This is a genomic window from Rhodococcus sp. H29-C3, assembly GCF_030063405.1.
Taxonomy (GTDB): domain Bacteria; phylum Actinomycetota; class Actinomycetes; order Mycobacteriales; family Mycobacteriaceae; genus Rhodococcoides.
Map to the genome: position 1 here is coordinate 325,181 of NZ_JASITC010000001.1, position 15,060 is coordinate 340,240.

Annotated in this window: 17 protein-coding genes; 2 read left to right on the top strand and 15 right to left on the bottom strand. The window is 62.6% G+C overall.

All coding sequences use genetic code 11. The features are described from left to right. Positions 1-11: 11 nt before the first annotated feature. The 10 genes from QMK32_RS01575 to QMK32_RS01620 all read right to left on the bottom strand — a co-directional run bounded on the left by QMK32_RS01575 (position 12) and on the right by QMK32_RS01620 (position 7,961). Positions 12-500 carry a GNAT family N-acetyltransferase gene (locus QMK32_RS01575; protein ID WP_283472556.1) on the bottom strand — a complete coding sequence of 163 codons (489 nt, stop codon included), beginning with the start codon at positions 498-500 and terminating at the stop codon, positions 12-14. 18 nt (positions 501-518) lie between these two features. After that, positions 519-1,595, bottom strand: a complete 1,077-nt coding sequence (locus QMK32_RS01580) for a lysophospholipid acyltransferase family protein (RefSeq protein WP_283472558.1) — start codon at positions 1,593-1,595, stop codon at positions 519-521. Beyond that, positions 1,592-2,665 (bottom strand): NAD-dependent epimerase/dehydratase family protein, encoded by a 1,074-nt coding sequence (locus QMK32_RS01585; RefSeq protein ID WP_502943519.1) that lies wholly within the window; start codon positions 2,663-2,665, stop codon positions 1,592-1,594. Before QMK32_RS01585 ends, QMK32_RS01580 begins: the two co-directional genes overlap by 4 nt. Before the next feature lie 238 nt (positions 2,666-2,903). After that, positions 2,904-3,005 (bottom strand): 30S ribosomal protein bS22, encoded by a 102-nt coding sequence (locus QMK32_RS01590; protein WP_003402602.1) that lies wholly within the window; start codon positions 3,003-3,005, stop codon positions 2,904-2,906. A 232-nt stretch (positions 3,006-3,237) separates the two neighbouring features. Beyond that, positions 3,238-3,474 (bottom strand): helix-turn-helix domain-containing protein, encoded by a 237-nt coding sequence (locus QMK32_RS01595; RefSeq protein WP_269304815.1) that lies wholly within the window; start codon positions 3,472-3,474, stop codon positions 3,238-3,240. A 127-nt stretch (positions 3,475-3,601) separates the two neighbouring features. Further along, positions 3,602-4,417: a pyrroline-5-carboxylate reductase gene (gene proC, locus QMK32_RS01600; RefSeq protein ID WP_283472562.1), complete on the bottom strand. Its 816-nt coding sequence runs from the start codon at positions 4,415-4,417 to the stop codon at positions 3,602-3,604. A 31-nt stretch (positions 4,418-4,448) separates the two neighbouring features. After that, positions 4,449-5,285, bottom strand: coding sequence for a thioesterase family protein (locus QMK32_RS01605; protein ID WP_283472564.1), 837 nt, complete (start codon positions 5,283-5,285; stop codon positions 4,449-4,451). 171 nt (positions 5,286-5,456) lie between these two features. Further along, complete coding sequence (locus QMK32_RS01610; protein ID WP_269304810.1) at positions 5,457-6,299, bottom strand: sugar phosphate isomerase/epimerase family protein; 843 nt, start codon at positions 6,297-6,299, stop codon at positions 5,457-5,459. Between the two features lie 10 nt (positions 6,300-6,309). After that, positions 6,310-7,593, bottom strand: a complete 1,284-nt coding sequence (locus QMK32_RS01615; protein WP_283472567.1) for a DUF2157 domain-containing protein — start codon at positions 7,591-7,593, stop codon at positions 6,310-6,312. Then, positions 7,590-7,961 carry a hypothetical protein gene (locus QMK32_RS01620; protein WP_502943500.1) on the bottom strand — a complete coding sequence of 124 codons (372 nt, stop codon included), beginning with the start codon at positions 7,959-7,961 and terminating at the stop codon, positions 7,590-7,592. The genes QMK32_RS01615 and QMK32_RS01620 overlap by 4 nt, the downstream gene beginning before the upstream one ends. A 51-nt stretch (positions 7,962-8,012) precedes the next feature. Here QMK32_RS01620 and QMK32_RS01625 point away from each other — a divergent pair, with 51 nt between their 5' ends. Then, entirely contained in the window at positions 8,013-8,846 is an 834-nt protein-coding gene (locus QMK32_RS01625) for a DUF3109 family protein (protein WP_502943501.1), read from the top strand. A 60-nt stretch (positions 8,847-8,906) separates the two neighbouring features. On the opposite strand, the gene QMK32_RS01630 is transcribed toward QMK32_RS01625, so the two are convergent. The 4 genes from QMK32_RS01630 to QMK32_RS01645 all read right to left on the bottom strand — a co-directional run bounded on the left by QMK32_RS01630 (position 8,907) and on the right by QMK32_RS01645 (position 12,783). Next, positions 8,907-9,596, bottom strand: coding sequence for a response regulator (locus QMK32_RS01630; RefSeq protein WP_084346208.1), 690 nt, complete (start codon positions 9,594-9,596; stop codon positions 8,907-8,909). Beyond that, positions 9,593-10,768 carry a sensor histidine kinase gene (locus QMK32_RS01635; protein WP_283472569.1) on the bottom strand — a complete coding sequence of 392 codons (1,176 nt, stop codon included), beginning with the start codon at positions 10,766-10,768 and terminating at the stop codon, positions 9,593-9,595. Before QMK32_RS01635 ends, QMK32_RS01630 begins: the two co-directional genes overlap by 4 nt. A gap of 150 nt (positions 10,769-10,918) precedes the next feature. Further along, positions 10,919-11,674, bottom strand: coding sequence for a phosphoglyceromutase (locus tag QMK32_RS01640; protein ID WP_283472570.1), 756 nt, complete (start codon positions 11,672-11,674; stop codon positions 10,919-10,921). A gap of 137 nt (positions 11,675-11,811) precedes the next feature. Further along, the gene (locus QMK32_RS01645; protein WP_283472571.1) at positions 11,812-12,783 is read right to left on the bottom strand and encodes a pirin family protein; all 972 of its coding nucleotides are present in this window, start codon (positions 12,781-12,783) and stop codon (positions 11,812-11,814) included. Positions 12,784-12,858: 75 nt separating this feature from the next. On the opposite strand from QMK32_RS01645, the gene QMK32_RS01650 reads away from it, so the two are divergent. Beyond that, positions 12,859-13,212, top strand: coding sequence for a GNAT family N-acetyltransferase (locus tag QMK32_RS01650; RefSeq protein ID WP_283472572.1), 354 nt, complete (start codon positions 12,859-12,861; stop codon positions 13,210-13,212). Positions 13,213-13,413: 201 nt separating this feature from the next. Here QMK32_RS01650 and QMK32_RS01655 read toward each other — a convergent pair whose 3' ends face one another. After that, on the bottom strand, positions 13,414-14,949 hold the full coding sequence (locus QMK32_RS01655) for an acyl-CoA synthetase (RefSeq protein ID WP_283472574.1): 1,536 nt from the start codon (positions 14,947-14,949) through the stop codon (positions 13,414-13,416). Positions 14,950-15,060 lie beyond the last annotated feature (111 nt).

A 15,060-nucleotide genomic window follows, 5' to 3' on the forward strand; every position in this document is an offset into this window, starting at 1 on the left:
GACGAAAGACGTCACAGACTCAGTTGCATCAGTGTCAGGTCGAGCCATCGGTCGAATTTGACCCCCACTTCGGGGAGCTGCCCGACAGTGACGAAGCCGAATTTGTCGTGCAACGCGATAGAGGTGATGTTGCCACTTTCGATAACCGCGATCATTGCGTGGATTCCTGTGGCACGGGCGCGCGCGATCAACTCCGCTAGCAGTGCGCTGGCAATGCCTAGGCGGTGAAAGTTTCTGTCCACGTAGACCGAGTGCTCGACCGTCAGCCGGTACCCACTTTTCGGACGCCACTGCCCGTACGACGCATACCCCGCGATAGAACCGTCGACTACCGCCGTCAGGACAGGAAATCCAGCTCGAAGTCGGCCGTCGAACCAGGTGATTCTTTCGTCGAGTCCCACTTCGGTCTCGTCCCAGATCGCCGTCGTGGTGGCGATGGCGTCGTTGTGAATGGCGAGTATCGACGGCAGGTCTTCGGTGATGGTGTCACGAATCAGCACCGCCAGGACTTTACAGAGCTACCCGAGGAAGACGTTGCGCCGCTTGGCGAGAAGTCGATAGAGCGTGTGCTGGATCGTTTCGCGAACGTGGTCGGTCAACTCGAAGAGCACCATCGGATCGTCCGAAGCTTGGGCTTCGTAGGAGTCGGTGTAGATGGGCTTACCGAACTCGATGTACCACTTCGACGGCAGTGGGATGAGACCGAGTGGGCCGAAGTGCGGAAAGAGTGGCGTGACCGGAAAGTACGGCATTCCCATCAGCCGAGCGAGGGTGGTGAGGTCGCCGATTTTCGGGTAGATCTCTTCCGACCCCACGATCGAGCACGGGATGATCGGGGCTCCCGTACGCAAAGCGGCCGATACGAAACCGCCGCGGCCGAACCGTTGCAATTTGTAGCGCTCACTGAACGGCTTGCCGATTCCCTTGAAGCCCTCGGGGAAGACCGCCGCTACCTCCCCCATGCGTAGCAGTCGCTCGGCATCGGGGTTGCAGGCGAGCGTGTGTCCCGCTTTGCGTGCGATCGATCCGACCCCGGGCATCTCGAATGCCATGTCGGCTGCCAACATTCGCAGCGGTCGGTGCGCAGGATGGTGATCGCGGACCGCGACGGATGTCATCAACGCATCGATCGGGATGACGCCGGCGTGATTGGCGACAACGAGTGCACCGCCGTCGTTCGGAATATTCTCGATTCCCTTGACCTCGACGCGGAACCATTTGTCGAACAATGGCCGCAGCAGCGGAAGCCATACGGCATCGGCGAAGTGAGGGTCGTACCCGAATTCGTCGATCTGGTAGTCCCCGGCGAGCCGACGTCGCAGGAACTCGGCGGTTCCGGCAATCTGGTCGACCAATTTTTCTCTGATCGCGTCGATGGGCACGGACATCGGAGCTGTCGTCACCGGCGGTGCGGCTGTCACCGGCGGTGTGGCGAGAGTCGGAGTGATGAGTGGCGTGGGCGGCCGGACCTCGGTGTACGAGGACGGGTGGCGGCTGCGACTTCGATCCACCCGGCTCTGGTCTGTGTTTCTCGCGGACGCCGTTCTACCGGACCCACCGCCGTGCAGCGGAATTACCTTCGCCACGTCGCTCACCTCCTTCGTCCCGGACTCGCGACGGTCAGTACCTTCGTCGACACTGCTGTACCGGCATCGACGATCGACAACAAGTGTTTCTCTGCGGCATCGACCCACTCGGTTTTGAGGACCGGACGCAGCGCTGCGCCGCGAACGAAGTCGTCGAATGCCTGCACGGTTGTCCACCGCGGTTCGAAACCGAGGTCGGATCTCATACGGGTCGTGTCGAGCCCGCAGCCGAAATGGAAATAGTCGAGTTGTTCGGTGGTGAACTCGCGCATCATGCCACCCATCAGTGCTCGACCTACGCTCTTGAACAACGCGAACGGCACGGGCGCTTCGATACGACCCGCCCGCCGGATAGCCTGAGAGAACATGATCGTTCCGTCGGCTCCGACGTTGAACGTGCCTGCCGGTCCGCCGATCGTGGCTCGCTCGAGCGCAGCCAAGGCGTCTTCTTCGTGCAGCAATTGCATGCGTGCATCGCGGCCGAGAATACTCGGGATGATCGGCGACGTCATGTACCGCGAGATGGTCCCGTTGAGCCGTGGTCCGATCAGCGGTGCCATCCTCAAAATCGACACAGCGACGTCCGGACGGCGACGGCCGAGCCCGCGGGCGTAACCCTCGATGTCGATGGTGTCCCGAGCGTAGGCGCCCTGCGGCGGACGCCGGGCACTCATCTCCTCGGTAAAATTGACCGGGTCCTTGGCACTGCATCCATAGACGGACGACGAAGACCGCAGCACTACCTTCTGCACCGTCGGTGAGTTCTGGCAGACGGCGAAAAGTTGCATCGCCCCGATGACGTTGAGATCTTTCATGGTCGCTCGACCGCCGGAACTGGGCGGTTTACCAATGGTGGCGGCATGTACGACGGTGTCGACGCCCGCGCTGCGGACGACCTTGCCGATGAGCGGATTGCGGATGTCGGCGCGCACGAACTCGGCGCGTCCCATCTTGCGCAGCAGATCTTTGCTCGGTGATTGCGTATCGACAGCGATGACACGTTCGATCGATGGATTCTGCGCGAGCCGGGTGACGAGGTACCCCCCGAGAAATCGGCTTGCACCGGTCACTAGGACCACTTTCGGCGCCGCGACGCCTCGATCGTTCGAGTTCACACACACCCCCAGGATTCGTGCCGCAACAAGCAGCCTACTGGAATCCCGCGAAGATGTGAGAGTACGAGAAATGGCACCCTGTGCAGGAAGAATACGGATCCGGACAAGAGGGCTTTTCAGGACTCCCGACGTCGAAAACTGGGTGCCTCACCGAACGAAAAAGGCCCGACACCATAAGGTGACGGGCCTCTTTCGAGGAACTCTATTTACCGAGTTTCCTGCGCTGAACTCGGGTACGACGAAGCAACTTGCGGTGCTTCTTCTTCGACATGCGCTTGCGACGCTTCTTGATCACTGAACCCATGGCGGGTGTTCCTCACGTTCTTGTCTACGTTTTCGCGCACGCGAAGTTGCGTACGCCTACCTGGCATCCTCGAACCCCTGACGGAGTTGTCGATCCCCAAGCTGGCGCTCGGGCGCTGCAGAAGCCAGAGCCCGATGCAACAACAGCGACTGGCACGACGAGTGTAGATCTTACCGGTGCAGACATTCATCTGCGAAACCGGCCCGACTTCACCCGAGAGCGCGAGCGCTACTCAGCCTGCATCGAAGTACGAGGTCTCGAGGTAATCGTGCACAGCTTTCGCATGAACACGAAACGATCGACCCACCCGTACAGCAGGCAGTTCTCCGCCGTGTACCAGTCGGTACACAGTCATTTTGGACACCCTCATCAGTGACGCCACTTCGGCGACTGTGAGGAACTGTGTTCCAGCAAAAGCTGGTTGTCCATCCGGGGACGAACCCTTGGACGGCTTGCTTATAGGCGTCATTGATCCACTTACCTCCGGCACGTCTCGCGCGGCAGGCTTCCCCTCCTGCCGAACAGACACGCACGTGCTACCGATGAGCTTAGCGGGACCAATGGGGTTACTGCGACGGGTGTAAGCAATCGAATCTCTAAACAGCTGTGATGCCCATCTCAGTAGATCTGCGCTTCGCTGCCCCCAAAGCATCGAAAAATGCTGCTCGGAGGCCATTTGTTTCCAATTCACGCACTGCTGCAGCCGTCGTTCCGCCGGGAGAAGTTACCGCATAACGAAGGTCCGCTGCGGACTCCTCGGACCGATCGAGCATCGCCGCGGACCCCACCATCGTCTGTACGACGAGAGAAGTTGCCACATCCCGGGCCAATCCGAGGTCGACACCCGCGTCGATCATCGCTTCGGCGACGAGGAAGAAGTACGCGGGCCCGGACCCCGAAACAGCTGTGACGGCGTCGAGCTGAGACTCTTTCACCGTCACCACCTTGCCGACCGAGGACAGAATGGTGCGTACGAGTTCGAGGTGCTCGGCCTTCGCATGTCGACCCGGGGCCAGCACGCTCATGCCTTCGCCCACGAGCATCGGCGTATTCGGCATCACCCGAACGACCGGGAAGCCTGCTGGAAGCTTGGATTCGAACTTCGAAGTCGGCACCCCAGCCACGAGTGAGACGATCAGTTGTTCGCGTTCGCCGTCCAAGTCGATCTTGGCAACCTCGGTGAGCGCGGCATCCACATCGCCGGGCTTGACCGCCAGCACGATTACGTCGGCGTTCTCCGATGCCTCCCCGATCGACGTCGTCAGGATCCCGAACGCCGAGGCCAGCTCACGGGCTCGGGCCTCGAACTTCTCCGCTACCACCAGGTCCCGTACGGGGTGTCCGGACTCCAGCAGGCCCGCGATCAGTGCCTCACCGATCCGGCCACCGCCGATTACCGCAATTCTCGTCATGGCCCCAACCCTAGAGGCGACCTCGACGTGCCTATCGCGGGACCATCGCCAGCTGCCTGCTCTGCACCACCACAGCTCCGGTCGAGTCCAACACCAGGTGATCTTCTTCGAACCACGTAGCGCCGATCACAGTGCTGCTTGCAGCTACCCGCAACCAGCCTGGAGCGGGTCGACGACGAAGGTAGGACGTCAACTGCACGGTCGGAGCCCAGCCGAACAGTCCGCGGTTCATCGTCACGGGCGCGCAGATGTCGCCGGTCATGTGGGCGAACAAGACGGCGGTGTCGGCATCGGCTTCGTCGCCCGGACGGGGCCGGACCCACATCCGAATCTTCGATTCGCCCTGTTTTCCGGTAAGAAAGTGTGCCGACGTCGGGTCGATTCGCATATCGCACCCCTGCGCCAGGTGCACTACCGACGCCATCGGATGTTCCCCGCCGACCGCGTCGGCATCCGCAGGGGGTTCGATCGGCATCGACGCGAGCGCCGAGGAAACTTCGTGTCGCGGCGAATCGGTGTCCGGGCGCCCCAGAGTGACGACGGCCCGCACCGCCACACGGCCGGCCTGGGACATTTCCACGTCGACACTCGATACTTGCTTGCCTCGCTTGCGGACGATCGTCGTCAGATCCACTCGACCGGGGTCGGGCGCATTCAGGTAGCTGACGCTGACGGCGAGAGGTTGCGCTTCGGCGTCGTCGAGCTGAGCCTTCGCTGCCGCCGCACAGACGGCGAGCATCGTGCCACCGTGCACCTTGGGGCCGATGGTCCAGACGGAGTCGATCACTGCTGCGAAGGATCCCTCGACGTCGGTGCGGGCGAGGGTCGTCAATGCGGTAGCCGAACGGAAGGGGCTGGGTTCGGTCATCGATCGGGCCTTTCGTGGGGGGTGAAGTCTTGGTGGGTGAAGATCGTGTGCGCTGGACGTCGATGCGCGAGTCGGGCGCAGGGCAGGATTCCACCGGCATCATCGCCAAATCGGTCTCGGCGTCCCCCACCGTGGGAGTCCGAAAATGAGCCCGGTGTCGCGGGAGCCGAACTACCCGAGATACCGCCGTGCGAATGCCAAGGCCTGCCCGAGCATCGACGCCCGCTCGGGCAGGGTGCGCGCGTTCTGCGTATTGATCTCGATGACGGCCTGCCCGCGAAAACCCCGACGAACCAACTCCGTGCACACCTCGGCGCACGGTTGTTCGCCGTGCCCGGGGATGAGATGCTCGTCGACCGACGCGCCCCTACCGTCGGCCAGATGAAGATGCGCCAGGCCCGCACCCATGCGATCCATCATCTCGAACGCATCGGTCCCGGCAGTCGCCGTATGTGACAGATCCAGTGTGTAGTGCGCGTGCCCGGAATCGGTCGGGTCGTAGGACGGCGCGAACGCGGAGAGTGCAGCACCCGGGCCGCCACGCTTGCGAAGCCTCGCGGCAGATCCTTCCTTGCGCCCGAACAACCGATCAGCCCGCATCGGGAACATGTTCTCCACGGCGACCACGACGTCCGAGCCCATCTCGAGATCCGCCACCTGATCGGCGAATCCGTCGGCGTACTTACGCTGCCACCGAAACGGCGGATGCACCACGACTGTCGACGCACCCAACTTCTCTGCGGCCTGCACCGAACGTTCGAGTTTTGCGGCCGGGTCGGCGCCCCAGACTCGTTGCGAAATCAGCAGGCAAGGGGCATGGATGGCCTGCACCGGCATCGAATACTTACGAGAGAGCGAAGCAACGGCTTCCACTTCCTGGCTCACCGATTCGGCCCACACCATCAGCTCGATGCCGTCATAGCCGAGCTCTGCAGCATAACGAAACGCCGCTTCGGTGTTCTGCGGATACACCGAAGCTGTCGACAATCCGACCGCTACCAAACCTTTCGGCACAGCCGTCAACTCAGCCCGTACTCAATTGGAAGGCCAGCGGTCCCAGCGTCACGAACACCCCGACCGCAATGGCTATCACCATGCTGAGCAAATCATCCGTTCGACGCAGAATTCGCACCACCGCCACCAACCCGACGATGACGATGACTGCCAACACCAAGGCAACCCACGGCAGCATGTCCCAGAGCTTCTCGAATCCCTTGAACAAGAGTGCGCCCACCACGATTGCGACGGCGCCCTGGCCTGCGAGTGCGAGCCATTGCTTGGCAGCGTTCTTCTTGTCTGATCGTTCCTTCGAGGCGTCCGCGGCCTCCGTCGCGAGATCGTCCTCGGCGACCAACTGGTCTTTCTCGTCCTTCTTGTCGACCGGTCCGACCTTGACGGCATCGGTCACCTCGGTCACGGCGTCGTCGGGCTTCGATGCTGTACGGCGCTCGAACGTTTTCTCGAGCTTCGGCTTCGGCTTCGTATCCGGTGTCGGTGCTATAGGCGACGCCGGTCTCTTCTTTTCGGCTTTCGCTGTCTCATTTTCGGCAGCAGCTGTCTTCTTTTCAGCTGCCGCTGCCGAATCGAGTGGCGTCCTGGGCCGGACCGGGTCGGAGGGTTGCGGTCGCGACTGGGCGGGCATCGCGGCAGTACTGGGTTGATCGGCCGCACGCGGCCGCACCTGCGAAGGCTTGTCGACCACATCGGCCTTCGGCACAGCATCTGCTTCGGTGCGTGAGAACCGGCTGCGTTGAACGAAGCCGGACGCGCGGGAACTGCGCTCGACCGGTTTCGCTTCCTGGCTCGGCTTCCCCGCTGTGTCTTGACGCGAAACTGTTTCCTGACGGGCGACTGTGTCATGACGGGAGACTGTGTCATGACGGGAGACTGTGTCCTGACGCGAACGGACCGGCACCGGGCGCTGCGTCGCTGCCGACCCATAAGGCCGACGTTCGTTTTCGTCGTGTGCCTGATTCAGCAGATCGGCTGCCGCTGTCGTCGATCCCGACAACAACTCCGGCTCCTGCTGTCTACGAGTCGATTGCTGAAACTGGGGCTTGGACGACGGCTGAGGCGACGGCGGCGCAGGCGCGGCACGCGCCGGTTCGACGACCGGCGCTTCGGCGGACACGGGCTCGTCGCGCACGACGGGTATTTCCCCGGTCAGCTCGGCGACGGAGATGCCACCCTTGACGCCTCGACGGCGGCGTCCGCCCGAATTGAGGTTCGACTTCTGACCGTTGCGCGCGAGTAACTCGGCAACGGAGATCTGCCCGGCGTCCTCCGGGTCGGCGTTGTTGCTCGTCATGTCGAACTCACTACCGGATCGCCTGTCGTTTCGGTGTCCAGCTTCCGCACAATCAAACCTTCCCTCAGCGCCCTCGGACGGATTTCGATCGGGTCGATCGACAGTGCTCGCATGCTCGCCTCCGCTACCAAAGCTTCTGACACCGACTGTGGTGACCGATCGACACCGACGCGTTCCCATCCTGCACGGTGCGCGCCCGGCCTTCGGACCAACGATCGAAACGTCCTCGACGTTCCCACCGTACGGTCCGGCTCGCCAACAGCAGGTAAATTCACCGGCAGTTCCGATTCGGACCAATCCTGTGAAGCGGCGAAGCGTTCGTTCGCGGGAAGTTCGGAGTCGAGGCGGCCACGAACAAACGCATCCATCACAGATGGATGTGTGGTGTTGCTTCCGACGTCGAGCACCCCTAATCGCACATGGCCACGGTACTGGGTCTACCGTCCTCTCTTGTGACACCAGGTAGTAGGCAGCAGACTTTTGCTGCAGAAGTAGATCTGGATTTCCCTCGCGAATGGGTGGAATTTCCCGATCCCGACAACGCCGAGCACATCATTGCGGCCGATCTGACATGGCTTCTGTCCAATTGGACGTGTGTATTCGGCACTCCGGCCTGCCAGGGCACGGTTGCCGGTCGCCCGGACGACGGTTGTTGCTCACATGGAGCCTTCCTGTCCGACGACGACGACAAGCGCAAGCTCGACGAGTCAGTGAAGCTACTCACGCCGGAAGACTGGCAACTGATGGACAAGGGGCTCGGAAAGAAGGGGTACGTCGAACTCGACGACCTCGACGACGAACAATCGCTGCGCACACGTCGGTACAAGGGTGCTTGCATTTTCCAGAACCGCCCCGGATTCGCCGGCGGCATCGGCTGCGCGCTGCACTCGATGGCCCTACGCAAAGGCATCGAGCCGCTCGAGGTCAAACCCGACGTGTGCTGGCAACTGCCTATCCGCCGCACGCAGGATTGGATCACCCGGCCCGACGGCACCGAGATCCTCAAGACGACCATCGGCGAGTACGACCGTCGCGGATGGGGCGAGGGCGGTCACGACCTTTCCTGGTACTGCTCCGGCTCTCCCGACGCGCACGTCGGAGAGAAGCAGGTTTTCGAGTCGTACAAGCCCGAACTGACCGAGATGCTCGGAAAGCCCGCGTACGACGAGTTGGCGTCGCTGTGCAAACGCCGTCGCGGATTGGGCCTCATAGCGGTCCACCCGGCAACCCGCGAGGCGCAGCGGACCAAATAGTTTCAGGCGAGTGGAAATGCTTCGTGGACAAGCACTTCCACTCCCCTGCGATGCGGTCGCCTACCCCTCGAGCTTGTAGCCCAACCCGCGTACGGTGACGAGACGTTCGGGTTTGGCCGGATCCTGCTCGATCTTCGATCGCAGCCGTTTCACGTGCACATCGAGAGTTTTGGTGTCTCCGACATAGTCCGCACCCCACACCCGATCGATCAACTGACCGCGGGTGAGTACCCGCCCGGAGTTGCGCAGCAAATATTCGAGCAAGTCGAATTCCTTGAGCGGCAACGTGATCTGCTCGGTGTTCACCAGCACGACGTGTCGTTCGACGTCCATGCGGACCGGCCCGGCCTCGAGCACACCGGTGTCGACGATGCCGTCGAGCTCGGCATCGTTGCCCCGACGCAATACCGCGCGGATACGTGCGATCAACTCTCTGGCGGAGTAAGGCTTGGTGACGTAGTCGTCCGCGCCGAGTTCGAGCCCGACCACCTTGTCGATCTCACTGTCACGCGCCGTCACCATGATGACGGGAACACCTGAGCGCGAACGCAGTTGCTTGCAGACGTCCGTTCCGCTCATGCCGGGAAGCATCAGATCGAGGAGCACGATGTCCGCGCCTGCCCGATCGAATTCTGCGAGCGCCGAAGGGCCGTCTACGGCGACGGTGACCTCGAAACCCTCCTTCCGGAGGATGAAGGCCAAAGGTTCGGCCAACGATTCCTCGTCCTCGACGATAAGCACGTTGGTCACTGTGTCTCTCTTTCTGTCGACGCAGGGTCGTCTTCTTCGAAGTACGCCGGGATCTGCAGGGTGAAGGTGGATCCGGTGCCGAGCTTGCTCCACAACGAAAGACTGCCGTTGTGGTTGGCTGCGACGTGTTTGGCGATCGCCAGACCGAGGCCGGTGCCGCCGGTGGCTCTCGAACGCGCTTTGTCGACGCGGAAGAATCGCTCGAAGACCCGCTCCTGGTCTTCCTTGGCGATGCCGATTCCCCGATCCGTAACCGCGAACGCAACATTCGAGCCACGAAGACCTCGACTCACCGAAACCGGTGAACCATCGGGCGAGTATGCGATCGCGTTCTGAATCAGGTTGGCGAGGGCCGTCACGAGTAGCGCCTGGTCCCCCAGCACTTCGAGGCCGCTCGGGTGGTCCGTGGTGACGCTGATTCCGGCGTTCTCCGACGCGAGCTTCGACCGATCGAGGGCTTCGTTGACGACGGTATCGACATCCACGACGTCGAGGTCGGGGAGCCTCTCGGCCCCCTGCAGGCGCGAGAGTGCGATCAGCTCGCTCACCATGTTGCCCAACCTCTTGGATTCGGTGACGACCTTGCCGCCGAAATGGCGGACCGAGTCGGGGTCGTCCGCGGATTCGAGTAGTGCTTCGGCCAGCAGGCTCATCGCACCGACGGGTGTCTTCAATTCGTGACTGACGTTGGCGACGAAGTCCCGACGCGTTGCTTCCATCCGGGCCTGCTCGGAGTCGTCGTCGGCGAACAGGACAACGAAACGTTGGTCCTTTTTGCTCAGTAGCCGAGCCACACACCGCACCGCCATCCGGTCCCGGCTCGTCGTCGTCCTTGCTTCCTTCGAACTGATGTCGACCTCGATGGGATTCCCGTCACCGAGGACCTTTTGTGCGGCTTCCCATGCGCGACCGTCGATGAGTCGATTGCGCACCAGACCGAGTTCCTCTGCCCTCGGATTCGACAGGACGACGTCGTGGAACCTGTCGACGACGGCGATGCCGCTCTCCGAAGCGAGAATGATCAGGTCCAGCACCTGCGGCATCGTCAATCCCGATGCCGCGCGTTTCCGCGCCGAATGCCGAGTCGCGAGGTACGGGATCAGAACACCGCCGACTAGGTACCCAACGAAGGCCGCTGCGATAGCCAGCAGCACAGCCGATGCAACACTCACACCGGAATCGTACGTTCGATGTGGAGCTCGTATACGCAGGGCGCAGGCATTCCCCTGGTGGCAACCGGCCTCGCCGACAGTGTTCTTCGACCGTTCATCTGGAGTTCGGGGTATCGGCCACCGAAGGAAGGCGCCGAACCGCCGAAGGCCCTATCTTCCGCCCTGATTGGCGACGGCTGCCGCACCCGCTGCCGCTGCTTCGGGGTCCAGGTATGTTCCGCCCGGGTTGCTCGGTACCAGCTTGCCCTCGCCCGCTTCGAAGTCGTAGCGCAGCGGGATGCCGGTGGGAATGTTAAGTGCCGCGATATCGGCGTCGGAAATCTCGTCGAGATACTTCACCAGCGCCCGCAGCGAGTTGCCGTGCGCCGCGACCAGAACGTTCTTGCCTGCTTTCAGCTCGGCGACGATCGTGTCCTCGAAGTACGGGATGAGCCGGTCGACGACGTCCTTCAGGCATTCGGTCAGCGGCACGGTCGGCAGATCTGCGTAGCGCGGGTCCGCGTCCTGGCTGTATTTGCTGCCTGCTTCGATGGCCGGCGGCGGCGTGTCGTAGCTACGACGCCACAGCATGAACTGCTCGTCGCCGTACTTGTCCTTGGTCTCCGCCTTGTTCAATCCCTGCAGCGCACCGTAGTGACGCTCGTTGAGGCGCCAGTCACGAACAACGGGGATCCAATGCCGGTCCGCCGCGTCGAGCGCGAGGTTCGCCGTGCTGATCGCTCGGCGCAGAAGGGAGGTGTACAGCACATCGGGCAGCAGGTCTGCGTCGACAAGGAGCTCGCCGGCACGCTTGCCTTCGGCCTCTCCCTTGTCGGTCAAGCGGACGTCGACCCACCCGGTGAACTGGTTGGAGAAATTCCATTCGCTCTCGCCGTGGCGAAGCAAAATCAAGGTTCCGATACTCATGGGGTCAGTTTCTCATGAACCGCGCAACAGTCGGCGGACGTGGACCGAACACCGTTTTTGCTAACCTGCGCGCCAAGTTCAGGTCCGAGCACGTGTGTGCGGTTTACAAAAACGGTGTTCGGTCTGCCGAGTGCATCTCATTCGCGCGGTTGCAACCGGGTGTTCGGCAATTCCGATGCAGGCAATGTGCTTTCCCATTCCGCTGGAAATGCCCCGTAGTGCGTTGCGGGAGCATTGTCCCGACGTGCCTGCTCCCACTCCGTGCGGAACTGGACTATCTCCTCGTGGCTGCGGCCGATGAGGTTCCACCACATGATGATTCGTTCGTTCAGCGGTTCGCCGCCGAGGATCAGAACTCGCGCCTCGACATCCGTGGATGCGTGCACGGTAATCGTCTCGACCCCGGGCTCGTGATAGATCAATTGCCCTGGGGTGGCTGCTACGCCGGACACGGTGACCTCACCCGTGTCGACGAGGACGCCATGTTCGAACGTGATATCGACATCGAGACGCGCAGTACTCCCCGCTGGCACGATTATCTCGGCTCCCACCAAGGGACTGAACATCTCGACGGGCGACGTCTGGCCGAACAACGATCCCAGAAAGACCGCTGCACGCACCCCGTCGTGCACGACTATCGGCGGAACGTGGTGGTGAAACGCCGGATCTGTGAACCGGTGCTCGGCCGGCAATGCGATCCACAACTGCACACCGTGCAGGACGGAAGTGTCCGGTGTCGAAAATTCCGAGTGGGCAATTCCCGTGCCCGCAGTCATCACATTCAATTCACCGGGACGAACCACCGCGTGGGTTCCGGTGGTGTCACGATGCTCGATTTCACCGTTGAAAAGCCACGACACGGTCTGCAACCCGGTATGCGGGTGACCCGGAACCCGCATGCCAACACCGGCAGCGACGTCGTCGGGCCCGTAGTGGTCGACGAAACACCATGCCCCGATCAATGATCGAGCGCGCTGCGGCAGAGTGCGCCGGACGGTCATTGCGCGAGGACCACCCAACGGGACTTCCCGAGCCTCGAGAACGTGCACTACGCGATCAGGACGCGAATCACACGACAATTCCTGCGGCGAGGCTTCGAGGTTACTCACAACCGACCCTCATCTCGATAGCATCCAGGATGCCGATACGCACGACAGCCCGGTGTCCTGGGGCATAGTGGAATCATGACCAATGGAGACCAAGATAACGACGGCCACGAGCCGACAATAGTCGATGCTCCCGATCACCACCGTTATGAAATCCATGTAGACGGGCAGCGCGCCGGGTTCGCGGCCTACATCGACGCCGACAACCAGCGGATTTTCCATCACACCGAAATAGACGATCAGCATTCCGGACAAGGCCTCGCCGCAAAATTGATATCGGCTGCATTGAGCCGCACGCAAGCCGACGGAAAGCGCATCGTCCCGGTGTGCTCGTACGTCGCCGCTTACGTCGAGAAGCACCACGACTTCGACGACACCCTCGACCCGGTGACGTCTGCTGCACTCGAGATCGTGGGGGCGGAGAACGACTGACCGCAGCGTCCAGAGTTTTCATCGACAAGCAAAGCCCAACGGCGAAGCTGCGGCGGCCGGCGAACTCCGCTCGCAGGTCGCCGCCGTCGAGGTGAATCGAATCATATTGGAGCTGGTCAACTTTCGGGTTTCACACTCAACGAGTGCCAGGAGGACAAAGAAAACTCCATCCCCCAGCACCGCTACGTCCGGCCTCTCAGCTCACACGGGAAGGTAGTCCGCACGCAGGACGTCCTTGCGGAGTTTGCCGGACTCCATCCGGGGCAGCTCGTCCAGGAAGTCGAGGACCCGCGGCACCTTGAACCGCGAGAGCCCCTCGCGCGCGAACTCCAAGAGTTCAGCCGCCAGCTCCGGGCCATGAACGATGCCCTCCGCCGGTTGCACGACGGCATGCACATACTCGCCCATGTCCGCGTCGGGCAAGCCGAATACGGCGACGTCGGCGACCGCCGGGTGCATGATCATGTGCCCCTCGATCTCGGCGGGGTAGATGTTGACGCCGCCGGAGATAATCATGAACGCCTTGCGGTCGGTCAGGTACAGGTAGCCGTCGGCGTCGACGCGGCCCATGTCGCCGATCGTCCACCACGTCGGCCGGTCCGGGTGCATCGCGCCTGCGGTCTTCGCGTCGTCGTTGTGATAATTGAAGGGTATGTCATCCCGCGCGAAGTACACGGTCCCCACCTCCCCCGTGGCCACTTCCGCACCGTCGTCGTCGCAGATGTGGATCACGCCCGTCACCGACCGGCCGACGGTGCCCGGCCGATCCCCCCAGTCCCGCGCCGCGATGAACGTGACGCCGATACCCTCGGTGCCGGTGTAGTACTCGTCGACGATCGGGCCCAGCCAGTCCAGCATCTCCCGCTTGACCTCGACAGGGCACGGCGCGGCCGAGTGCAGTAGACCCTGCAGCGAGGACAGGTCGTGGCGAGTGCGGATCTCCGGGTCGAGCTTGAGCAACCGCACCATCATCGTGGGGACGACCTGGGTGTGGGTGACGCGGTGCCGCTCGATCTGCGCGAGGAACTCCTCGGGATCCCATTTCGGCATCACCACGACGGTGCCGCCGATCTCCTGCACCGCGATCGACCAGTTGAATGCCGCCGCGTGATAGAGCGGCGCGGGCACGAGGTACACCGACTCCTCGTCGATCGTGGTGATCTTGCGGGCCAGGCCGGAGCTCCGGGGTGCGGCCGGATCATCGACCCGCAGGCCGGTCAGCGCGCGCTTGACGCCCTTGGGCCGGCCCGTCGTGCCGGAGGAGTAGAGCATCAGCTGACCGCGGGGCTCGTCGTCGAGCGGCTCCGCCGACTGCCGCGCAAGCAGGTCCTCGTAGGATTCGACGCCATCGATCACGCCGTCGAACATCATGCGGTGCACGGCGGGGTCGAGCAGCGGCAGCAGCCCGGTGGTGGTCTCCTGCAGGCCGTGCGAGCAGATCAGCACCTTCGCACCGGAGTCCGCGATGATGTACGCGGCCTCTTCTGGGGTGCTGTGCCGGTTGATCGCAGTGATGTAGAGACCGGAACGCACTGCAGCCCAATAGCTCTCGAAGAACCGGACGTGGTTCTCGGCGAGGATCGCGATGCCGTCGCCCACCCGCAGACCCCGCCCCCGCAGTTCACGCGCCAGCCGGATGGAGCGCTCGTCGAGCTCGGCGTAGGTGACGCCGGGGCCATCGCTCATCCGGACGGCGACGCGGTCGGGATGGGTGCGGGCGTGCAGTGCGGGGTACATCGAGTCCTCCAGTGTTGGTCGATTGGTTTCATCGGCACGGAGCCGGGACTGTTTCGTCTCTACAAAACTGATGATCGTCCGGGCTCGGTCAGTTGCCGCAGCATCGCGTCG